Annotated in this window: 21 protein-coding genes and 1 tRNA gene; 4 read left to right on the top strand and 18 right to left on the bottom strand. The window is 37.1% G+C overall.

Annotated features, from left to right (window positions below):
* Positions 1-5 precede the first annotated feature (5 nt).
* The 9 genes from V192_RS0108485 to V192_RS0108525 form a co-directional block, all read right to left on the bottom strand.
* On the bottom strand, positions 6-1223 hold the full coding sequence (locus V192_RS0108485; RefSeq protein ID WP_025870809.1) for a pyridoxal phosphate-dependent aminotransferase: 1218 nt from the start codon (positions 1221-1223) through the stop codon (positions 6-8).
* Between the two features lie 212 nt (positions 1224-1435).
* Positions 1436-3094: a glycoside hydrolase family 13 protein gene (locus V192_RS0108490; RefSeq protein ID WP_025870810.1), complete on the bottom strand. Its 1659-nt coding sequence runs from the start codon at positions 3092-3094 to the stop codon at positions 1436-1438.
* Between the two features lie 287 nt (positions 3095-3381).
* A complete protein-coding gene (locus V192_RS0108495; RefSeq protein ID WP_025870812.1) occupies positions 3382-4122 on the bottom strand; it encodes a glucose 1-dehydrogenase in 741 nt (246 codons plus the stop codon).
* Between the two features lie 321 nt (positions 4123-4443).
* Positions 4444-4899 carry an ASCH domain-containing protein gene (locus V192_RS0108500; protein ID WP_025870814.1) on the bottom strand — a complete coding sequence of 152 codons (456 nt, stop codon included), beginning with the start codon at positions 4897-4899 and terminating at the stop codon, positions 4444-4446.
* Positions 4900-5015: 116 nt separating this feature from the next.
* Positions 5016-5098: transfer RNA gene (locus V192_RS0108505), tRNA-Leu, on the bottom strand.
* Positions 5099-5190: 92 nt separating this feature from the next.
* Entirely contained in the window at positions 5191-5916 is a 726-nt protein-coding gene (locus tag V192_RS0108510; RefSeq protein WP_025870817.1) for a YdcF family protein, read from the bottom strand.
* Positions 5917-6084: 168 nt separating this feature from the next.
* A complete protein-coding gene (locus V192_RS0108515) occupies positions 6085-6582 on the bottom strand; it encodes a SprT family protein (protein WP_025870819.1) in 498 nt (165 codons plus the stop codon).
* Between the two features lie 2 nt (positions 6583-6584).
* Positions 6585-8777, bottom strand: a complete 2193-nt coding sequence (locus tag V192_RS0108520; RefSeq protein ID WP_025870821.1) for a Tex family protein — start codon at positions 8775-8777, stop codon at positions 6585-6587.
* 125 nt (positions 8778-8902) lie between these two features.
* Positions 8903-9637, bottom strand: a complete 735-nt coding sequence (locus V192_RS0108525) for a metallophosphoesterase (protein ID WP_025870824.1) — start codon at positions 9635-9637, stop codon at positions 8903-8905.
* A 208-nt stretch (positions 9638-9845) separates the two neighbouring features.
* On the opposite strand from V192_RS0108525, the gene V192_RS0108530 reads away from it, so the two are divergent.
* From V192_RS0108530 to V192_RS0108540, 3 genes are read left to right on the top strand one after another with little or no spacing between them, the layout of a single operon-like run.
* Positions 9846-10706, top strand: coding sequence for an efflux RND transporter periplasmic adaptor subunit (locus V192_RS0108530; RefSeq protein WP_025870825.1), 861 nt, complete (start codon positions 9846-9848; stop codon positions 10704-10706).
* A 12-nt stretch (positions 10707-10718) separates the two neighbouring features.
* Complete coding sequence (locus V192_RS0108535) at positions 10719-11411, top strand: ABC transporter ATP-binding protein (RefSeq protein WP_025870828.1); 693 nt, start codon at positions 10719-10721, stop codon at positions 11409-11411.
* A 15-nt stretch (positions 11412-11426) separates the two neighbouring features.
* A complete protein-coding gene (locus tag V192_RS0108540; RefSeq protein ID WP_025870830.1) occupies positions 11427-12650 on the top strand; it encodes an ABC transporter permease in 1224 nt (407 codons plus the stop codon).
* 63 nt (positions 12651-12713) lie between these two features.
* Here V192_RS0108540 and V192_RS0108545 read toward each other — a convergent pair whose 3' ends face one another.
* The 7 genes from V192_RS0108545 to V192_RS0108570 all read right to left on the bottom strand — a co-directional run bounded on the left by V192_RS0108545 (position 12714) and on the right by V192_RS0108570 (position 17292).
* Positions 12714-13124, bottom strand: coding sequence for an EVE domain-containing protein (locus V192_RS0108545; RefSeq protein WP_025870832.1), 411 nt, complete (start codon positions 13122-13124; stop codon positions 12714-12716).
* A 21-nt stretch (positions 13125-13145) separates the two neighbouring features.
* On the bottom strand, positions 13146-13565 hold the full coding sequence (locus V192_RS0108550) for a pyridoxamine 5'-phosphate oxidase family protein (RefSeq protein WP_025870835.1): 420 nt from the start codon (positions 13563-13565) through the stop codon (positions 13146-13148).
* Between the two features lie 115 nt (positions 13566-13680).
* Positions 13681-14064 carry a DUF4430 domain-containing protein gene (locus V192_RS0108555; RefSeq protein ID WP_025870837.1) on the bottom strand — a complete coding sequence of 128 codons (384 nt, stop codon included), beginning with the start codon at positions 14062-14064 and terminating at the stop codon, positions 13681-13683.
* A 23-nt stretch (positions 14065-14087) separates the two neighbouring features.
* Positions 14088-14777, bottom strand: a complete 690-nt coding sequence (locus V192_RS19740) for an ECF transporter S component (protein ID WP_025870839.1) — start codon at positions 14775-14777, stop codon at positions 14088-14090.
* Complete coding sequence (locus tag V192_RS22580; RefSeq protein WP_275574532.1) at positions 14767-15216, bottom strand: ATP-binding cassette domain-containing protein; 450 nt, start codon at positions 15214-15216, stop codon at positions 14767-14769. Before V192_RS22580 ends, V192_RS19740 begins: the two co-directional genes overlap by 11 nt.
* A 49-nt stretch (positions 15217-15265) precedes the next feature.
* Positions 15266-16432 (bottom strand): energy-coupling factor ABC transporter ATP-binding protein, encoded by a 1167-nt coding sequence (locus V192_RS19745; RefSeq protein ID WP_275574533.1) that lies wholly within the window; start codon positions 16430-16432, stop codon positions 15266-15268.
* Complete coding sequence (locus tag V192_RS0108570) at positions 16405-17292, bottom strand: energy-coupling factor transporter transmembrane component T (protein WP_025870841.1); 888 nt, start codon at positions 17290-17292, stop codon at positions 16405-16407. Before V192_RS0108570 ends, V192_RS19745 begins: the two co-directional genes overlap by 28 nt.
* 315 nt (positions 17293-17607) lie before the next feature.
* Here V192_RS0108570 and V192_RS0108575 point away from each other — a divergent pair, with 315 nt between their 5' ends.
* Positions 17608-18546: a helix-turn-helix transcriptional regulator gene (locus V192_RS0108575; RefSeq protein ID WP_025870843.1), complete on the top strand. Its 939-nt coding sequence runs from the start codon at positions 17608-17610 to the stop codon at positions 18544-18546.
* 54 nt (positions 18547-18600) lie between these two features.
* Here the strand turns inward: V192_RS0108575 and dnaJ are convergent, their stop codons facing one another.
* Together dnaJ and dnaK are read right to left on the bottom strand one after the other, a co-directional pair.
* Positions 18601-19767: a molecular chaperone DnaJ gene (gene dnaJ / locus V192_RS0108580; RefSeq protein WP_025870845.1), complete on the bottom strand. Its 1167-nt coding sequence runs from the start codon at positions 19765-19767 to the stop codon at positions 18601-18603.
* A 205-nt stretch (positions 19768-19972) separates the two neighbouring features.
* Entirely contained in the window at positions 19973-21802 is a 1830-nt protein-coding gene (dnaK, locus tag V192_RS0108585; protein ID WP_025870847.1) for a molecular chaperone DnaK, read from the bottom strand.
* Between the last annotated feature and the right edge of the window lie 10 nt (positions 21803-21812).

A 21812-nucleotide genomic window follows, 5' to 3' on the forward strand; every position in this document is an offset into this window, starting at 1 on the left:
TTTGCTTATTTTTGTTTATACGTACTTAAAAATTGACGCATTTTTTCAGTGGTAAACTTCAAGTCTTCCATTTTCGGAAGATAAACGATTCTAAAATGGTCTGGCTGTGTCCAATTAAAGCCGCCGCCATGTACAAGCAGTATATGATGCTCATGTAGGAAATCTAGAACAAATTTTTCATCATCATAGATATTAAAACGGGCCGTATCGATCTTAGGAAAAATGTAAAAAGCCGCTTTAGGTTTTACAGCTGAAAGTCCTGGAATATCATTGATTGCATTATAAATATATTCCCGTTGCTCATAGATTCTGCCTCCTGGCAACAATAAATCATCGACACTTTGATAACCACCTAAAGCTGTTTGGATGATTTGTTGGGACAATACATTTGAGCATAGACGCATCGATGCCAGCATGTTTAATCCCTCAATGTAGCCTTTCACATGTTTTTTGTTTCCACTAAGTACCATCCAGCCGCAACGGAATCCTGCAACTCTATGTGATTTAGATAGTCCATTTAAAGTAACCACAAACAAATCAGGTGCCAGTGTAGCAATTGGAATATGGGTTAATCCATCCATCACCAAACGATCATAGATTTCATCTGAGAAGATGATCAAGTCATTTTGTCTTGCTATTTCAACGATTTCTTCAAGGATTTCCTTTGGATACAACGCTCCTGTCGGATTATTTGGATTGATCAAAACGATTGCTTTCGTATTTGTTGTCACTTTAGATTTGATATCATCAATATCTGGATACCATTCCGCTTGTTCATCACAAATATAATGAACAGGATTTCCACCAGCCAATGAAATAGAGGCTGTCCATAGTGGATAATCAGGCATTGGAACTAACACTTCATCCCCATTATTCAATAATCCTTGCATACACATCGAAATCAACTCACTAACACCATTACCAGTGTAGATATCATTGATTGTCACATTAGGGAAGCCTTTAACTTGGCAATATTGTTCGATCGCCTTTCGAGCAGAAAAAATACCTTTTGAATCAGAATAACCTTCTGAATTACGAACATTCATAATCATATCGCGAACTACTTCGTTCGGAGCATCAAAGCCAAAGGGAGCGGGATTACCAGTATTAAGTTTCAAAATACGAATGCCTTCTTCATGCATTCTGTCGGCTTCTTCTAAGACCGGGCCGCGTACATCGTAACTCACACCATCAAGCTTGCTAGATTTTTCAAAATTTCTCATACTGTATCCCTCATTTTCAAAATTTATATCTTTAAAGTTACGCCACCTAGAAAAAAAAAGCAATGAAAAATTGGCAATTTCTTAAAAAAAACAAAAAATTCTTACTATTCTTACTTTATAAGTAGATACCAACTGAACAAAAAATAAGAGTGTCAAAGTAAACATCGATGGCTAGGCCACTACAAACGTTTACCATGCACTCCTATCTGCATTTATTTTTTATTTTTATACTGATAGACTCTTGCTTCATAAGGAGCAAAAATCGTGTGTTGATGGATGATATGATTATTTAAATTACAAACCTTTAAGTCCCAGTCCTCAATCTGAACATTTTTTGGTAAATCAGCAGAAGCAAACTCTTTTGATAAGTTGATGATCACGACAAACCGTTCTTCTTCTAGACGTCGACCATATACAAATAACTGCGGATGATCAGGTAAATAGAGCTTATAGTCCCCATAAATCAATGCCTCATTTTCATTTCTTAACTGAATAACCGTTTTATAGAAATTCAAAACAGAGTCTGGATCAGCTAACTCATCCAATACATTGATTTGCTGTTTATTAGGATTAATAACCATCCAAGGTTTTCTTCTTGAAAAACCAGCGTACTCTTCTGCTGTCCACTGCATCGGTGTTCTTGAGTTATCCCTAGCTGTTCGACGAATCACATCCATTGCTTTTTCTGGATCAAGTCCCGTATTGATCATTTCATAGTAAAAATTTTTAGTATCTACAGCATCGATATCAGTTATCGATGCAAATGGCATATTAGTCATCCCGATCTCTTGTCCCTGATAGATAAAAGGAGTTCCTTGTAACAAGAGAAATGTCAGTGCCAAAGCTTTAGCCGATGCTTGCCAAAAAACGATCTCTTCACTACCAAAACTAGAGACTGAACGAGGCAGGTCATGATTTTCCATATAAAGAGCATTCCAGCCTTTTCCTTCCGCTAAAGCCTCTTGCCACGTAGTGATTGCCTGTTTAAATTGAACGACATCGAATCCTTCTTGTTCACCTTTATTCCAAAGAGCAATATGATCAAATTCAAACAGCATATTGAAATAACCTTCTGTATCTCCAACCCACTGATAAGCTTCCGCCGCACTGACACCATTGGCCTCACCAACAGTTAAAATATCTCGCTTTTTAAATATATCTCGTAACTCTTCCAAATGAGTCTCGATTCCTGGGACATTTTTAAATGAAGCAAACGGATCTTCCGTTGAAGCAGTTTCTAACGGTGCCTTTTTTATATGGGAAATAGCATCCACACGAAAGCCATCGATTCCTTTATCCAGCCACCAATCGATCATTGAAAAAAGTGCTCTTTTTACTTGTGGATTTTCCCAATTAAGATCAGGTTGCTCCTTGGCAAAAACATGAAGATAATATTGATTCGTCGTTTCATCGTATTCCCAAGCAGAACCGCCAAAGATCGAGACCCAGTCATTCGGTGGTCCATCAATTGAACCGTCCGCCCAAATATAGTAATCTCTATAATCATCTTTTACCGAAGACCTGGATTCAATAAACCAAGGATGCTGATTTGATGTATGATTGATCACTAAATCCATGATTATTTTAATACCGTACTCATGGGCTTCTTTTAACAACAAATCAAATTCTTCCATCGTACCAAACGTTCCTAAAATGTTTTGATAATCACTGATATCATAACCATTATCGACATTAGGCGATTCATAAATCGGTGTGATCCAGATAAAGCCGATCCCTAAATCCTTAAGATAATAAAGTTTTGAACGAATACCATTGATATCACCAATGCCGTCGCTATTCGTATCCATAAAACTAGCTGGATAAATCTGATAACCAACCGCTTCTTTCCACCAAGCTTTCTTAATGACCATATGCCCACCCCTTAAAGTATCTTTTTTCCTATTATATAAGATGCAAGGAAAAAGCGTATCTAAAACGCATATATCCACCTCGGCTTTAGATAAATTTAAATGGCTAAAACACTTGGATAAAAACCTCAATAAGTGATCGTTCTACCTCCTACTTCTGCCATCTCTAGTATGACGGGAAATAGTACGTAAAACGATCACTTTCGTTTTCCTATTATCAGACAAGAATACTAGCTCTAAAAGTATTTAACCTGTCTTCATTTAATTCAATCAATTTAGCGAACAAAATTTTAAGCTAAAATACCTCCATCCGCAATAAACTCACTTCCTGTTGAATACGATGAATCATCAGAAGCTAAAAATAATACTAATTTTGAAATTTCTTTTGGTTCCGCCATTCTTTTCATCGGGATCGTTTGTTGGAATTGTTCAATCGCAGCTTTTTGTTCCCCTGTTGCCTCTGTTACCATTGGTGTAACAACGCCACCTGGATGCACTGAATTCACACGAATATTTTTATCAGCAAATTCTAAAGCAGCACATTTAGTCAAACCTCTAACTGCAAATTTGGAACTGACATAACCATAGCCGCCAATACTTCCTTCAAATCCTTCAATCGAAGAAATATTGATAATTGAGGCTGCACGACTTTTTTCCATTAATGGGACAGCCGCTTTCATTCCTAGGAAGACAGATAGTTGATTGATTTCGATTGTTTTCATGAACTCTTCTTGACTAGTATTTATTAGACTATTAAACATACTAATTCCTGCATTATTGACCAAGACATCCAAACATCCACTTTCCTTGGCAATCTGTTCAATTGCTGCTTGCCATTGTTCCTCTTTGGTCACATCTAAATGGATAAAGTGGGCTTTATCTCCCAAATCATCAGCGGTTTCCTTGCCTTTGGCATCATTGATATCTGCAATATATACGGTAGCACCTTCCTTTATAAATAAAGAGGCATGCTCTTTGCCCATTCCCATTGAAGCACCAGTGATTAACGCGATTTTTCCTGCTAATCTCATATATAATTCCTCCACTCTTAAAATAGAATTAAACTAAAAACGTAATAAAACGCTTACACTCATTATATCGCTTTAATTTATTTTGTAAATGAGTTTCAGCAAAAGAAAACATATCGAATGTATTACATGTATCTTCTCCTACTAAATGAGATATTTAAAAAAATGTGTTATAGACATTCTCCTCGGTTGTTTCGCTATTTTTTTATCGGTTTTTACTTTATGATTCGTTCGGTGAGTAACATCCTACTAAAAATAATCTTCTTAATTAAATCTGTTAGCATCCATCCATTGTCAAACAGCACACTTATTTTTTAGAATGTTCTATTCATAGATAACTTTAAATGTTTCAAACACCACTAAAGATTCCTCATCAAATGTAACACCAGCCACTCCGTTGTACGACTCCGTAAAGAACTTGATATGTGCTTTACGCCAATATGCTAACGTTTTATCGCCTTCTCCTTCAATTTTTGCATGATGTTCGGTGATATTTTTAAATTTTAATACCTCTACAGCCGTATTTTTAATAATCGCTGCAGGATTTCCATTACCATCTAAAACAACACTTATATCATCAACTTTTGGTATCTCTTCATTTTCTAACTCATATAATTGATGTAAACTAGTCGTTCCGCATTTCTCTCCTTTAATAACAAGCTTCGCAAGTTCATTGGCCATAGATACTCCTCCACCAAACGCAAAGGCTTGAATGTCTTTATTTTTGTATTTCGGATGTTCCTTTTTAAATTTTTCTATATAAAAATCTAGTTGATTCATTTTACTTACCCCTTTTTCAATCATTTAATCATAACAATAAATAGTTGGACATTAGATAAGAGAAGGAATTATAAAGAGCCCTAAACCTTAACACAGAAAGGTTTAGGGCTTATTCATGCGGCCAAGAAGACTCGAACTTCCACGGGGTTGCCCCCACCAGCCCCTCAAGCTGGCGCGTCTGCCATTCCGCCATGACCGCTTTTTTAGTGAAAAAACACCACTTATTCTATCATAAAATACGCTTTAGTTTTTGTCAATATTTCCTCTTTTATCCCAATCATCCCATTTTACTCAACGTTTTTGTCGATACTCATACATTTGGCATAACTTTTCATAAGACTGTTCCACAGATTCTGGAATATCCACAGTGCCAATATAATTGCTTCCGTTAGGTCCATACCCATTTTTATCATTTCTAAGTCGTGGAATCTCACCTAACACTAAAGAGAGAAAATATTCTTTATCCCACAATCCATCAAACTGACTGTTTTCAAATAGAAGTGAATCCCCAACTTCTTTGACAAACGGAATCAATGGTACGTAATTTGTAAATGTAGCTTTAGTATCTTGCCATTCTTTTTCAAAGGTTGCTTTAATTCTTCTTTGCAACAATGGATCTTCTAATAACAAAACTTTTTTAGGTGCTATTCCAGCTGCTTCAGCCACCTTTAATGAGAATAAAGCATTTTCACCAGAATTGGTCGAAGTATTTTCAGTTAGAAATCGTTCTTTGTCGATAGCATATTTAAACTTAAAGTAGTCTAGATACATATCCGTTTCACTCTTATAACAGACATCGACACCGATTTTTTTGAAATTCCTCTGCAAAAACACCGTAGCATGACCGATTCCACCCACTAGCATAAATCTCGATGCAGCGCCTTGTTTATACAAACGGATCAATTCATCCGCAAGATATGGCAGACTATTGCCAGCTAAAATTGCTAAATCATAGGTTCCATCTACCTGTTCCTTTGCAGCTAAAAACTCAATCACCCTGTTCCAATGCTGAATCATCGGATGCCTCTTTTCTTTTAAATTAATCACTTCTTTTTCTAATACATTATTACAAGATAAAATTTTTTAGAGTTTAATGTGCGAACAACTTCTGAAAAAATCATTCCATCAGAAGCTGTTCACACCTTTAACTCTGTCCAGATTTTTTACAGTTTCATTGTGTTCATACTACTTACTTGAATCAACTTCCACTAATTTTCCATGACACTTTCCACAAACATAGCGTTGCGTATTGATTCTCCGCTTTCGCAAAATCAAAGTCTGGCATTTCTCACACTGATATTGATGATAGGATTGAGGCTTCTGTTCAACTAAAGGTCGAACATAGCGACTCCCCCCTGTTTGCTTTAATAAAGCTTTAAACTCAGCGTCCTTATGCTGATACCCTCTAGATTCTAGATGAAGGTGATAGTGACATAGTTCATGTTTGATTACATTAATCAATTCTGTTTCGCCATATAATGCAAATACTTTAGGATTAAAATCAATGTTATGAGAACCTAAATGATAGCGGCCTCCGGTCGTTTTTAAGCGCCGATTGAAGAACGCTTTGTGGCGAAACTTCTTTGCAAAAAAGGTCAGTGATATTTCTTCCACCATTGCTTGCAATTGGTCATCTGTTAATTCTTGTTTTGCTGGTTTTCCTTCTTTAGAAAGACGGTTCAAGACTATTCTTTCCTTTCAGCTTGCGGCAGCATCGTTAGACTGATGCGCCCTTTCTTCGTATCAACGTCCTCTACCCAAACGGTCACAACGTCACCTACAGCAACAATATCGGTAGGATGCTTCACAAATTTTGAGCTAAGTTTTGAAATATGCACTAAGCCATCTTGTTTTACACCGATGTCAACGAATGCGCCAAAGTCGATTACGTTACGAACGGTTCCTTGTAGTTCCATTCCTGATTTTAAATCTTCCATTGATAAGACATCTTTTCTTAAAAGCGGGGCTGGCATTTCATCACGCATATCTCTTCCTGGTTGTACTAACGCTGCAATAATATCTTTTAACGTTTCACTACCAACTGCTAATTCTGTTTCTAAAGTTTCCAGTACTAAGCCTTTGATTCGTTGAGCAGCGTCTGGTGTGCCAAGTTCTGCTAATTTCACGTTTGCTTTTTCTAAAATCGCTTTTGCTACATCATAACTTTCTGGATGGATTCCCGTATTATCTAGAATATTTTTCCCATTTGGAATACGTAAGAAACCAATAGCTTGCTCGTATGCTTTTGGTCCTAAACGCGGAACTTTTTTGACTTGATTACGAGCTGTAAATGCCCCATTTTCATCACGATAGGCCATTAAGTTTTGAGCTGTTGTTTTATTTAAACCTGAAATATGTTGTAAGAGTTGTGGGCTAGCCGTATTCACATTAACTCCAACTTGGTTAACAGCGGTTTCGACAACAAAGTCCAATTGCTCCGCTAAACGCTTTTGCGAAACATCATGTTGATATTGACCGACTCCGACTGCTTTAGGATCGATTTTTACAAGCTCTGCTAAAGGATCTTGCAAGCGACGGGCAATACTGACTGCACTTCTTTCTTCTACTTGTAGATCTGGAAATTCTGTTCGTGCTACATCACTGGCTGAATAGACTGAAGCCCCAGCTTCGTTAACAATTACATAAAATACCTCACGTTTGATTTGTTTTAATTGCTCAGCAACAAATAATTCTGATTCACGGCTAGCTGTTCCATTACCGATTGCGACCATTTCAACTTGATACTCCTCAATCAACTTATTAAACGCAGGACCTGCTGCTGCTCTTTTCTCTCCAGAAGCAGGCTTATGAGGATAAATCACTTGGATTGCTAATACTTTTCCGGTCGCATCGACGATCGCCATCTTACATCCTGTTCGGTAAGCTGGGTCAAAGCCTAAAACAACTTTTCCTTTCAATGGTGGTTGTAATAATAAATTACGCAAGTTTTCACCAAAGATATTGATTGCTTGTTCATCTGCTTTTTCGGTAAGTTCATTGCGGATTTCACGTTCGATTGCTGGACCAATAAATCGTTTGTAACTGTCCAAATAAGCTGTTTCAACATAGATCGCGGTTGGCGATTGTTTATTGTTTCCAATCAATTGAAGGTCTAAGTATGAAGCAATCTTATCTTCTTCAACCAAAAGGGCTACTTTTAAGATCTCTTCTTTTTCGCCACGATTAGTCGCTAACACTCTATGAGAAACCATTTTGCTAACCGGTTCTGAAAAATCATAATACATTTCATATACTGATTTTTCATCTTTGTCTTTATCTTTGACTGTACTGACATATTGCCCATGCTTAAAGGTAAAGTCGCGAATCCAAGTCCGAAATTTGGGTTCATCACTCACTCGCTCAGCGATGATTTCATGTGCACCCAGTAAGGCCGCTTCGGCAGACTCCACTTCTTTTTCTGCATCTACGTATTTTTCAGCTTCTGCCGTTACATCCGCCTGCATCGGGAAACTCAACAGCCAATCTGCTAAAGGCTCTAATCCTTTTTCTTTGGCAATCGTGGCTTTCGTGCGACGCTTTTGTTTATAAGGACGATATAAATCTTCTACTTGCTGCATTTTCGTCGCTTTTTGAATAGATTTAGCTAACTCATCTGTTAATTTGCCCTGTTCTTCAATTAAACGCAAGACTTCTTCTTTGCGTTTTTCCAAGTTCCCTAAGTAAGTATAACGTTCTTCGATTTCTCGAATTTGAACTTCATCTAAACTACCAGTCATTTCTTTACGATAGCGCGCAATAAAAGGAACAGTGTTGCCTTCACTCAATAAAGTCAGCACTGTCGTTAGTTGTTTTGGACGATATTCTGTCAATTCTTTTTGAAGTAAATCAACTACTTCTTGATTATAAGTTTCTGCCATATTTACATACCTCTTTTCATTAACATACTGTTTCATTTTAGCATATTTTCCACTTGAAATATAGGAAGAGAACAAAGCTTAACAAAGACATTGATGAGCTTTGCAAGAATGAAAGACAGTTTCTCCTAAAAATCGGGTTGCCATGGGCCGTTCAAATTTTGATATTCAATATCTTGTATGATCCCATCAGAATCAAAAATCACCCCGTGAACAGAACCTCCGAAAACAGCACCGCCATCGATCCCAATTTTATGATCTGAACACCACAAATCGGTTGTTTCCATGTCACCATGGAGCATCGGTGTAATCGTATGACCAAAGACGATTGTTTTCCCTGTATTATTTTTTCCTGTATGGAAGGCTTCTCTGATCCAGATAAAATCATGAGGACTGGTTTCGTGCCAATCCTTTTTAGTCAAGTCGACACCAGCATGGACAAAAATATAGTTTTTCCATTCAAAGTATAAAGGTCTTTCCATCAAAAATTCAATCAACTCTTTATAGCGGCTGCGAATCATCATGGCGATTTCGGTTGGAGAGTATTCCTCTGTAGCTCCTTTATGCAGTAAGCTTTCCATCGTTTCTTTACCGCCATTACGGATGTAGCTAGTAAACCAGTCTTCAGGACTGTTTAGAAACTGCAGAAAATATTCTTCATGATTTCCTCTAAGATAGATAGCACCATGCTTCTCTGCTAGTTCTTTTCCTAGCAAAAAACTCTCTTTAGTTTTAGGTCCACGATCATTTAGATCACCAATCAAAACTAGTTGATGCATGGCCGGATCATAGTATTGGATCAAGTCTTTAAACAATTCATACTCTCCATGAATATCACTGATTGCATAAACAAATTCTTTCATCGCTCCGACTCCTCCTTCATTTTCTTTCCTTTATTATAACGCAATAGACAAAATAGCATTCAACGAATCGATCAAAACGGATCGAAATCTCCGTTTATTTAGTAATCATTTAAATATTGAAATAAATCTTAGACTTTTCATGAAAAAGAGAGTAAAATTACATAAATGACACTTTGTCATAAAAAATAGCAGAAAAGAGCTGAAATCTATGAAAAAGAAAACGATTTTCGGGATTCTTGCCGTTTTATTCGTTGGGATCGTTATTTTCTTATTTGTTCGAGGGAATTCAGGAACATCCGATACTTTCACTGTTCGAACGGGCGAAGTCAAAAAAGAAACGATCGTCGAAAAACTTTCGACAACTGGCACTTTGATTCCCAATCAAACGCAATCACTTATGGGCACTGGAAATGTGGTCGAAGTAAATGTTCAAGTTGGTGATAAAGTAGCAAAAGATAAGGTTTTAGCAACCTATGACAATGGTCTGCAATTAATTGCTGGTTTCGATGGCACAATCACTCAAGTCAATATCAAAGCCAAGCAAGCTGACACAAATGCCCAACAAGGAAAACCATCGATTCAATTAGATGATCTTTCCACCTTAAAAGTTCAACTAGAACTATCTAATTCTGAAGCATCCGCCGTTGCAATCGATCAAAAAGCAGAAATTACGAGCGGCAATCAAACATTCTCTGGTAAAGTAGCTGAAAAAGATCCAGTCGCACAAAATACACAATCAGCAACTGGGACAACTGCAAGCTTAGCCGCTATCGTAACATTTGATAACGCACCAGAAAATTTGTTCGCTGGTTTTGATGCCGATGTTGATATCACAACAAATACCGTTGAAAATGTTCTAGCTTTACCAATCGAAGCCTTAACCTATAACGACAAAAATGAACCAATCGTTTATGTAGTCAATCAAGGAAAAGCCAAAGAAACAAAAATAGAAATTGGCGTTCAATCAGATAAATTAGTCGAAGTAAAAAGTGGTTTAAGTGAGAATGCGACAGTGATTCTTTCGCCAAACTCTGACATAAAAAATAACACTGAGGTAACCAAAGAATAGAAGGTGAACTAATTGATCGATTTAAAAAACGTAGTAAAGATCTACCGTACTGGCGGTGAAGAATTAGAAGCGTTAAAACGTGTTTCTTTGCATATTTCTGAAGGTGAATTCACTTCTATCATGGGTCCCAGCGGTTCTGGTAAATCAACCATGATGAACATTCTCGGCCTGTTGGATCGTTTTGACGAGGGAACTTATCATTTAAATGGGCAAGATGTTACAAATTTGTCTAGTAATGAAAGTGCTCATGTGAGAAACAAAGAAATCGGCTTTGTTTTTCAGTCCTTCAATTTGATGCCACGTATGTCTCTTTTAGATAATGTCGCACTCCCTATGGTTTACTCTGGTATTTCAGCAAAAGAACGAAGAGAACGAGCCTTAGAAGCATTAAGAAAAGTTGGTTTGGCTGATCGAGTATCTCATAGGCCTAACGCTATATCCGGTGGGCAAAAACAACGTGTGGCCATCGCTCGAGCAATCGTCAATGATCCAGCCGTTTTAATGGCCGATGAACCAACTGGAAATTTAGACTCAAAAACAACACTAGAGATCATGAAAATTTTTCAGGACCTAAACGATGCTGGCACAACGGTCGTCATGGTCACACATGAACCGGATGTAGCACAATACACAAAACGTATCGTATCGTTTAGAGATGGTGAAATCATTGATGATCAACCTGTTGTTGAGCGAAAAACACTATAGAAAGGAGCCGTTCCTATGGGAATTATTGAAAGTTTTAAAATGGCGATCGATAGTATTTTAGCCAATAAAATGCGATCCTTTTTGACTATGTTGGGAATTATCATCGGAATCGCGGCAGTTATCGCAATTTTAGCTGTTGGTAACGGTGCAACGAGTCAAATAACTGGGACATTCAGTGATTTAGGTGCTTCTACAATTTCTGTTTCGACTAGTCGCGATGCAACGGATAGTCAAAAAATCACAAGCAAAGATGTTAAAGCATTGAAAGATGGGATTCCACAAATCGATCATGTTTCTCCTGCCGTATCGATTCAAGCAGTTGGTGCAGCAAACGATAAATCAAAAGCAACATTGATCATGGCTGGGACGCCTGATTTACAATATACGAATCAGACAATGGATAAAGAGATTGTTTATGGGCGCTATTTCAATACTACAGAGTATTCAGAAGGCAGTAAAGTGGCTGTGATCAGTGCAGATACCGCTCGCTATTTCTTCAATGGACGGGAAAATGTCATTGGTGAAAAAATCAATTTACGTGGTCAAAAAGGACAAATTAGCGCTCGAATCATTGGCGTTACTAAAAGTACGGTAGAAAAAATGGTCGGCTCTTTTGATGAAGAAGAAATGATGGGTTATATTTCAATCCCATTGACTACAGCCAATGACTTAAATCCTGATGCAACGAAAATCACTAGTCTGACTGTCATTGCCAAATCCAAAGACGATATCGATGCTGTGTCAAAACAAATCGTAAATATTCTTTCTGTTCGTCATAATACAGTAGGTGACAAAGTCTATACTGCAACCAATTTCTTACAAGCGTTGGATCAAGTCAATAATGTTTTAGGATTATTTATTAACTTTATTGCAGCAGTTGCAGCTATCGCTTTACTCGTTGGGGGGATTGGTGTGATGAATATTATGCTAGTTTCTGTTACTGAACGAACAAGAGAAATCGGGACCAGAAAAGCTTTAGGTGCAACAGACAGTAATATTTTATTCCAATTTTTAACAGAATCAGTGATTTTGTGTTTGATTGGCGGATTGATTGGCCTGACATTAGGCGCCATCTTAGCTGTTACTGTAGCTAGCGCTTTAGATATCACTGCTCAATTTACATTGACTTCTATTGTTGCTGTATTAGTTTTTTCAAGTGCTATTGGGATTTTCTTTGGTGTATATCCAGCCAGAAAAGCAGCTAAACTTGATCCAATTGAAGCATTGCGTTACGAATGATCGTTTAAAATCGAGAATAAAAAAGCAAGACGAGAAGATTGTTTCTCTGTCCTGCTTTTTTATTTATGATGCCTTTTTCATTCCAGAAGCAATAAAATCAAATAGCTCTTCTGGAATTTGAAAATGACCAAATCTTAAACGCGAGCGATATTCCTGCCACAATGGCAACTCAGAAACAGCTTGTAACGGAACGGGCTGAACATTTTTCAAAAAATCGATATTTTTCCGATGTGGTATAAAACCAGGTGCCATTTCAAACGAGTACGTATCACCAGGCAATACTTGTCCCAATGCAATAAACTCTTGACACGGCTCTTTGCTTTTTAAACTCTGTTTAGGTGCATAGTAAATCAACCAATCGCCTGCTTTCATTTTGTTTAACGGCGCTGATTTACCATGACATAATTGACAAAATCCTCCTGCTACTCCAAGTTCAACATGATCTTTAGATGCTACACCGATCCAATAGTTCATCTCCACTCCTCCTTTATGTCCTTATAATTGGATATTTTCTCTACGATCCATACCCAAAATCACGATGGCTTTTGTGAAATGAATTTCGTATAGTTCAAGCATTGCTCCCGCCTGCTTGATGTTTTCTTCATAACTAGGAATTTTTTTAATCCATTGTTCCGCAACGTCATACACGCTTAACTCACTTTTTCTAACTTGAGCTTCTCTAACCCGAACATGATTTGTTTGACTAGTCGGAATTGTTGTAAATGCTACGTTTGGATTCTTTTGAAACTCAGCGATTTTCTCGTTTCCCTTAAAAGTAGAGAAAAACAAACATTTCTTCGTTTCATCATAAAAGAAGTTGACGATTCGAACATTTGGTCTTTCTTCAACACTTGTTGCTAAGGCGATTTCTGTTTGTTCGTTCATTATTTTTTTAAATGCTTCTGTTGTTGTCATAAACGTTTTGCTCCTTTATTGTTCAATTGTCTGATTGACAAGTTCATTCTAACAAACAAACCCTGACAACTGATTGTCAGGGTTTGCTAAATATTTTTTCGTAAGTGTATCTATTCTATAGTTTATTCAATGTCCAAGTAACTGTATCACCATCTTTTAGAAAATACTCGACTGCTCCTACATCAGGTTGCTTGCCATTGACATCATACATCCAGTATTTACTAGATTTTTCATCTTGCAAATGACCATCGATTCCACTAATAAAATCTTTCGACATTTCGATTTTATAATTTGTTTCCAGAATTGTTTGAAGCGACTCATCTTTTTTGACTTCCAATTCTTTTTTATCAAACTCTTTATCGTCTTCTTTTAGGATGATCGTAACGTTAAGTAATTCTTCACTGGCCTTTGTAGCATCTTTTTTATCTGTTGCTTTGCCACATGCGCCTAGTATGAAGAGTAGCATCACTATTGTTGCTGTTTTTATAATTTTTTTCATTTTTAATTCCACCTTTAGTTTCATTATTTTATATCATACTTGATTAAGATTCGTTGTAGTTTTGTTTGAATGGATCGGAAAAGAAAGCATGAGAAAAAGACATTCGAAAAACAATACGACATTGTATATGGGATAGCACTTACTAATAACGCTAAGTATCTTTGCCAAGAAAAAAAACGATCTATGGAAAAAACCGTCCATAAGTCCATGAAAAAGGAAAAGAATAAACCAGCTAAAATCCCATATAGTCCCAGAAACCAATAACTTTTTTTCAGCCTTTTCTGTAGCCAAGGTAATCCAGCCACAAGCCCAATCATCCCCCACGAAAACATTTGAAAAGGAGTCCAAGGTCCTTGTCCAAATAATATATTCGAGGTAACAGCTGACAAAGCTCCAACTAAAAAACCAACTTCAGATCCTAAGCAAACACCTGAAATGATGATGATGGCTGTCATCGGAGTGATCGCAGGAATCATGTAAAACAAAAATCTACTTAACACTGCAATCGCCGTCAACACTGCAATCAAAACGAGTTCTTTACTATTCACCTGTTTTCTTTCATAACGATAATAAATTGGAAAACACGCAACAATTACCAATAGCATAGAAATTGTCTGGTATTGACTAGCTTCTAGTAGTGTGGCGCCTAAAATAAACAAAAAGAGTATACATAGTGATCGCATCCACGCTCGCAAACTCTCTCTACTGTTCATGATTAACTCCTTGACAGGCTTCGATTACCTGCTCTGTCGTAACCAAACCGTGAAAAACGTCTCTTGATATACGACTAGCTGCCGTTGTATAAAATGTATGATGGCTAAAGAAAGTTTTTGGTTCGGCTGTAGTCAAGACATTATTTTGAAAAAATAACCCACAACGATCAGATAGTTCTGCAGCGAAATCCAAATCATGAGTCACTACTAAAATTGTTTTTCCTTCATTAGATAGCTTTCTAATTATTTTGATCAACTGCTTTTTCCCATAATTATCGATCCCTTTTGTTGGTTCATCTAATAGTAATACTTTAGCATTCATCAAAAGCAATTTGCCCAATGCTGCTCGCTGACATTGACCACCGCTTAGATCAAGAGGATGTTGACTCACAACGTCCTTTAGATCAAGTAGGGTTGTAACTCTTTCTATCTGTTTCATTTGCTCTGTTTCAGTCATTTTTTACTATTTAAATAGTACTTGTAATCTTCTAGTACTGAATCTCTAATAAACAGCATTTGAGGCTCTTGCGGTAAATAGCCAATCGTTTCTCGATTTTTTTGATCGATTGATTTGAAATTGAAACTTTACCACGATAACAGTCGTAAATACCAGCAATTACTTTCAATAATGTTGTTTTCCCTGCCCCATTCCCTCCAACTAAAGAAAAAACTTCTCCTTCGTAAAGCTCAAAATGAACACCTGCTAAAATATCTTGGCTATTCTTATCATAGCGAAACCAACAGTTTTTTAACTGTATACTTGGCACTGCTTTTTTTTGGCTAGGTAAATATTGTGGCTCTTGTAATGTCGTATTCTTTGAAAAATGCCGAATCAAAAAACGTTTGCCTTCAATTACTGTGACAGGACACGTATCTTTTAGCTCACTTCCAAGAAAAATTTGGACTGCGCTGGGTAAACTGACCATAAAACGACTAAACTTACGTCTATTCTTCTTTATTTCAGTCGAAATGGCTCTTGGCTCATTCTCAAAAATCAGCTGTCCATCAGCAAAAATAAGCACTTTATCAGCCAATGCAAAAACTGATTCCAAGCTGTGTTCTACTAATAAAATGGTTAATCCCATTTCTCGATTCAAGCGTGTTAATACATCGATAAAGTGTTGTGAGGCAATCGGATCAAGCAGTGTTGTTGGTTCATCTAAAAGCAAAATTTCTGGTTTCATTACCAACACAGAGGCCAAGTTCAATAATTGCTTTTGTCCGCCAGATAATTCACTCGTTTTACATTCTAGTAGCTCTTGAATACCAAGGAAATTAGCCATTTCAGCTATTCGACCCTTAATTTCATATGCTGGGATACCGATATTTTCCAAACCAAAAGCTAATTCATGCCAAACACTGTCCGTCACGATTTGATTTTCTGGGTTTTGCATGACATAGCCGATCTTGCTGGCAGAGAAAGTTTCTGGAAGCTTCGTTAGGTTTTCACGGTTTAGATGAATAGTCCCAGTTTGTTTTCCAGCTGGTATCAATTGAGGCTTAAGCAGTTTTAATAATGTTGACTTTCCACTACCTGTCTCGCCACAAATCAATATGAAGTCGCCTTGCTTGATAGATAATGATACCTCTTTCAAAATAGGTCTATCACTTCCAGCATATTGAAAACTTAAATCCTTGATTTCAAGATACTCCATACAAACACCTCCCTGAGTCGTTTTAATAACGGCAGACATGCTACCACTAATATAAGCAGATAATCCGACCAATCTTGTTGAATTCGACTATAAATATTATCGAAATATGGATAATAGTTAAATACATAGCGATCCTTTATCATTCTAAAAATAAAAAAACTACAAAAAAAGAAGATCAGTATCAACCATAATGTATCTGTTTTTCTCCAACTATAGCTCAAACGACTACTTTTGGTTTTACTTCCATAACCTCGCGCCTTCATTGAATCGGCCGTATCCATTGCATTTTCCAATGACCAAGAAAATAGATTTCCAAATAAATCGAACCCATAAGCAGCTCGTTCCTTAAAGCTGCTTTTTTGCGTGCGTTGAACTGTTTTTTGCACTTGATTCAGTTCTTGAAAATATTGTTGAAGCAAGGGGATAAATCGGAAGACTAGCGTTAAAATCATGACGGTCTTTGGAAACCGTTTCCCAAAAAGATAAAAAAACTGCTCTGATTCAACAGATGTTTGAAAATTTTGAAACAAATAGATAACCGTAACAATCATTAATCCCATAAAGAAACCATAAACAAAGGCTTCCATAGTAATTGGTTTATTAAATAAAAAGAAAAGGATCGTTGCTCCTCGATGGACAAATAACGGATTTGTTATTGTAATAACCAGGCAAAAAATCAAAGGATATAACACTATTTTTTTCGATTTCCCTTTCAAATTAAGCAGTTGCAGTAACAAACTTCCCAAAAAGCAAGCACCGATAATCACTGGATTCGTTGAACTCATTACGATCAACAAAATCACTATATAGTAGCAAGAAATGACTAGTGGATGGCTTTGCCTAAACAGAGATTTATTCATAGTAGACTTCCTTTCTCACCTAGTTATTTGGTATTGTATGCTAATAAAATAAGCACCGAACGACCTTAAATAATTTACACAGTCCTTGCTACTATTTTATAAAACTGGTCAAATAAAGGAGCATATTTACTTTGTCGTTTTAGACAACAGTAACATTATATAAACCCAGATTATTAAAGTCAATCGTTCAGAAGTTACTCTTCTATTATCTACAATCCAATAGAACATAAAACTTTTGCCTATTTTCACAAAATAGCCTGATTTTTCGTTATAATAAGCTAGTAGACCCATTATGTAAACCAAAGAAGGTGCCTCATGAAAACAGAACGATTACTTGCTATCACGATGATATTATTAGAAAAGAAACAAGTAAGTGCTTCTCAGCTAGCAGAAATGTTAGAAGTATCCGTCCGAACCATATACAGAGATATTAATTCTCTTAGTGAAGCTGGTATTCCAGTAAGCTCTTCTCCTGGAGTAAATGGTGGTATTCAAATTATGGAGAATTATAAAATAGATAAGCAATTCTTCACATCAAACGATATCACTTCACTGTTGATTGCATTGGAAAGTCTTTCCAACAATGTTTCTCCTCTTCAAATAAATCAGACTTTTGAAAAAATAAAAACTCTCGTACCAGCTAATTTTCTGGATGAAATCGAATTTAAAACAAACCAAATCGCAATCGATTTAACGCCATGGACGAGCAATCACACCTTGCAGCCCTTTTTAGAAATCATTAAATCCGCCATGGATCAAGAACGCTTAATACAGTTTAATTATGAAGATAATCAAGGTAGAAAAACTGGCAGAATCGTCGAACCCTATCGACTTGTGCTAAAAGAAATCAGCTGGTATTTAGAAGCTTATTGTAGAGAAAAAGCAGATTTTCGAATTTTTAAAATTTCCAGAATGAATGAGTTACTCTTATTATCAGAATCTTTTGAGCCACGATTATTTCAGGCCCAACCTTTAGGAAAAAAACCATTTTATGGCAAGAATTTTACTCAGATCACCTTAAAAGTTACGTCTAAAGTAAAAGAACAACTAGCAGATAAATTTGGGCAGTTAAATTTTCTCCCTTCTGATAACGCTGAAAAATGGATCGTAGAGTTTCCGTTTATGGAAGATGAATTTGGTTATAACTTACTTTTAGGGTTTGGAAATCAATGTGAATGTCTGGCTCCACAGCATGTTAGAGCCGAATTAAAACGACGTATCGAAACTGTATTAAAACTTTATCAGAAACCTTGATACGAAAAAAACTTCTCAGCATGTCTTAAATAGACATGCTGAGAAGCTTTTAATTTATTTCTTTTTCTTACCGCCAAAAGCGTCCTTCATCTTATCAAAGAATCCTTCTTCTTGCTGTTCACTTACGGTTTGACCGCCCGCTTTAGCAAATGTCCGCAATGCTTCTCTTTGTTCATCATTCAAGTTTTTCGGCGTAATGATTTTGACTTTCACATGTTGATCGCCATTAGCACCGCCACGTAAGCGTGGTGCGCCCTTACCGCGTAAACGGAAATTGGTCTCAGTTTGAGTACCTGCTGGGATTTTTAGTTTTACGTCGCCATGGACAGTTGGCACTTTGATTTCATCACCAAGCGCTGCTTGAACGAAGCTCAATGGTAAGTCGTAATAGATCTCTGAACCTTCACGATCAAAGATATCACTTTCTTCTACACTAAATACCACATATAAATCACCATATGGTCCACCGTTCATACCGGCTTCTCCTTGGTTTGATAAACGCATTTGTTGTCCGTCTTCTACTCCAGCTGGAACATTGACTTTGACTTTATGCGCTTTTTTCTCATGGCCTGTACCATGACAAGTTGGACATGGTTCTTTGATTTCTTTACCTGTACCATGACAAACATCACAGGTTTGACGACTCATTACACGACCAAGTGGTGTTTGACGCTCCACATTAATCGAACCCGAACCATGACACTTGTGACACGTTTCTGGATGAGTACCAGGTTTGGCACCATTTCCTCCACAGGTTTCACAATTATCTTCACGATTGTATTTGATTTCCTTTTCAACACCAAAAATGGCTTCTTCAAACTTAAGGTTGACCGTATATTGTAAATCAGCACCTTGTCTAGGAGCAGTAGGATCTACACTACGCGAACCACCTCCGAAGAACGAATCAAAGATATCTTCAAATCCACCAAAGCCGCTACTTGAAAAACCGCCTCCGCCAAAGCCGCCGAAACCACCAGCACCTCCGCCATAATTTGGATCTGTGCCTGCATGGCCGTATTGATCATAAGCCGCTTTCTTTTGAGGATCACTCAACACTTCATAAGCTTCAGACACTTCTTTAAATTTCTCTTCAGCATCTGCTTCTTTATTGATATCTGGGTGATATTGCTTGGAAAGCTTTCGGTAAGCTTTTTTTATTTCATCGTCTGAAGCACCTTTTGCAAGGCCCAAGACTTCATAATAATCTCTTTTCGTAGCCATTAGTTCCCCTCCAACTATTATTCCATTTATTCTAAAAAAAGGATCGACGCCAATTTATTTGTATAAAAACATCGTTGTAATCATACCATAAATTAAGCAAAAGCAAAATAGCTTCCCTTCATTTGCCAGTATTTATCTACAAATAAAGATAGGCAAAGACCAAAGCGATGACTTTGGTCTTTGCCAGCTTGTTAACGATCAAGGATTATTTGTCGTCGCCTTCTACTTCTTCAAAGTCAGCATCTACAACATCATCTGCTCCACCTTGTGCAGCTTCTGGATTTTCTTCTGCTTGTTGTTGCGCTGCTTGTTCATATAGTTTTACTGTTAAATTTTGAACGATTTCGTTTAATGAATCACGTTTTTCTTTCATTTGTTCGATATCGTTCGCTTCAACAGCTGCTTTTAACTCATCACGAGCATCTTCTGCTTTTTTCACTTCATCAGCATCTACTTTGCCTTCTAATTCTTTCAATGTTTTATCAACAGTGAATAACAAAGCATCAACGTCGTTACGTAAGTCTACTTCTTCTTTACGTGCTTTATCTGCTTCAGCATTTGATTCAGCATCTTTCACCATACGTTCGATTTCATCATCTGATAAACCTGATGAAGATTTGATTGTGATTGTTTGCTCTTTTTGTGTTCCTAAATCTTTCGCACGTACGTTTACGATACCATTTTTATCGATATCAAAACTTACTTCGATTTGTGGCACACCACGAGGAGCGGCTGGAATATCTGTTAATTGGAAACGACCTAATGTTTTGTTATCAGCTGACATTGGGCGTTCACCTTGTAATACGTGAATATCTACAGCTGGTTGATTGTCAGCAGCTGTTGAGAAGACTTGTGATTTACTTGTTGGGATCGTTGTATTACGATCGATCAATTTAGTAAATACGCCACCCATTGTTTCGATACCTAATGATAATGGTGTTACGTCTAACAATACAACGTCTTTCACATCACCTGTGATAACTCCACCTTGAATTGCAGCACCCATTGCTACTACTTCATCCGGGTTCACTGATTTGTTTGGTTCTTTGTTAGTTTCTTTACGAACAGCTTCTACTACAGCTGGAATACGTGTAGATCCACCAACTAAGATTACTTCGTCGATTTCAGAAGGGTTCAAGCCAGCATCTTTCAATGCTTGACGTACAGGAGTTTTTGTACGTTCTACTAAGTCACTTGTTAATTCATCAAATTTCGCACGAGTTAAGTTCATTTCTAAGTGCAATGGACCAGCGTCTCCTGCTGTGATAAACGGTAAGCTGATTTGTGTTGAAGTAACACCTGATAAATCTTTTTTCGCTTTTTCAGCAGCATCTTTCAAACGTTGAACAGCCATTTTATCTTTAGATAAATCAACACCGTTTTCTTTTTTGAATTCTGCTACCATGTAGTCGATGATTTTGTTATCAAAGTCATCTCCACCTAATTCGTTATCACCGGCAGTTGATAATACGTCGAATACGCCATCTCCTAATTCAAGGATCGATACGTCAAATGTACCACCACCAAGGTCAAATACTAATACTTTTTCGTCTTTATCTGTTTTATCTAAACCATAAGCTAATGCTGCAGCTGTTGGTTCGTTAACGATACGTTCTACTTCTAAACCAGCGATTTTACCAGCATCTTTTGTTGCTTGACGTTGTGCATCGTTGAAGTAAGCTGGCACTGTGATTACTGCTTTATCCACTTTTTCACCTAAATATTCTTCTGCAAAACCTTTTAAGTATTGTAAAATCATTGCAGAAATTTCTTGAGGTGTATAAGATTTGCCATCAGCTTCTACTTTGTAACCTGCTTCGCCCATATGACGTTTGATTGATGCAATTGTGTGTGGATTTGTCACTGCTTGACGTTTTGCTACTTCACCCACTTGGATTTCGCCATTTTTAAATGATACTACTGAAGGTGTTGTACGGTTACCTTCTGGATTTGCAATGATTTTTGCTTCTCCACCTTCTAATACTGCAACTGCTGAGTTTGTTGTTCCTAAGTCAATACCAATAATTTTACTCATAATTAATGAT

The organism is Enterococcus crotali, assembly GCF_000633635.1.
GTDB classification, from domain to species: domain Bacteria; phylum Bacillota; class Bacilli; order Lactobacillales; family Enterococcaceae; genus Enterococcus_L; species Enterococcus_L crotali.

Coding starts and splice junctions, on each gene's coding strand:
- V192_RS0108485 (WP_025870809.1), bottom strand. CDS start 1,223: ATGAGAAATTTTGAAAAATCTAGCAAGCTTGATGGTGTGAGTTACGAT.
- V192_RS0108490 (WP_025870810.1), bottom strand. CDS start 3,094: ATGGTCATTAAGAAAGCTTGGTGGAAAGAAGCGGTTGGTTATCAGATT.
- V192_RS0108495 (WP_025870812.1), bottom strand. CDS start 4,122: ATGAGATTAGCAGGAAAAATCGCGTTAATCACTGGTGCTTCAATGGGA.
- V192_RS0108500 (WP_025870814.1), bottom strand. CDS start 4,899: ATGAATCAACTAGATTTTTATATAGAAAAATTTAAAAAGGAACATCCG.
- V192_RS0108510 (WP_025870817.1), bottom strand. CDS start 5,916: ATGATTCAGCATTGGAACAGGGTGATTGAGTTTTTAGCTGCAAAGGAA.
- V192_RS0108520 (WP_025870821.1), bottom strand. CDS start 8,777: ATGGCAGAAACTTATAATCAAGAAGTAGTTGATTTACTTCAAAAAGAA.
- V192_RS0108525 (WP_025870824.1), bottom strand. CDS start 9,637: ATGAAAGAATTTGTTTATGCAATCAGTGATATTCATGGAGAGTATGAA.
- V192_RS0108530 (WP_025870825.1), top strand. CDS start 9,846: ATGAAAAAGAAAACGATTTTCGGGATTCTTGCCGTTTTATTCGTTGGG.
- V192_RS0108540 (WP_025870830.1), top strand. CDS start 11,427: ATGGGAATTATTGAAAGTTTTAAAATGGCGATCGATAGTATTTTAGCC.
- V192_RS0108545 (WP_025870832.1), bottom strand. CDS start 13,124: ATGAACTATTGGATCGGTGTAGCATCTAAAGATCATGTTGAACTTGGA.
- V192_RS0108550 (WP_025870835.1), bottom strand. CDS start 13,565: ATGACAACAACAGAAGCATTTAAAAAAATAATGAACGAACAAACAGAA.
- V192_RS0108555 (WP_025870837.1), bottom strand. CDS start 14,064: ATGAAAAAAATTATAAAAACAGCAACAATAGTGATGCTACTCTTCATA.
- V192_RS19740 (WP_025870839.1), bottom strand. CDS start 14,777: ATGAACAGTAGAGAGAGTTTGCGAGCGTGGATGCGATCACTATGTATA.
- V192_RS22580 (WP_275574532.1), bottom strand. CDS start 15,216: ATGAAACAGATAGAAAGAGTTACAACCCTACTTGATCTAAAGGACGTT.
- V192_RS19745 (WP_275574533.1), bottom strand. CDS start 16,432: ATGGAGTATCTTGAAATCAAGGATTTAAGTTTTCAATATGCTGGAAGT.
- V192_RS0108570 (WP_025870841.1), bottom strand. CDS start 17,292: ATGAATAAATCTCTGTTTAGGCAAAGCCATCCACTAGTCATTTCTTGC.
- V192_RS0108575 (WP_025870843.1), top strand. CDS start 17,608: ATGAAAACAGAACGATTACTTGCTATCACGATGATATTATTAGAAAAG.
- dnaJ (WP_025870845.1), bottom strand. CDS start 19,767: ATGGCTACGAAAAGAGATTATTATGAAGTCTTGGGCCTTGCAAAAGGT.
- dnaK (WP_025870847.1), bottom strand. CDS start 21,802: ATGAGTAAAATTATTGGTATTGACTTAGGAACAACAAACTCAGCAGTT.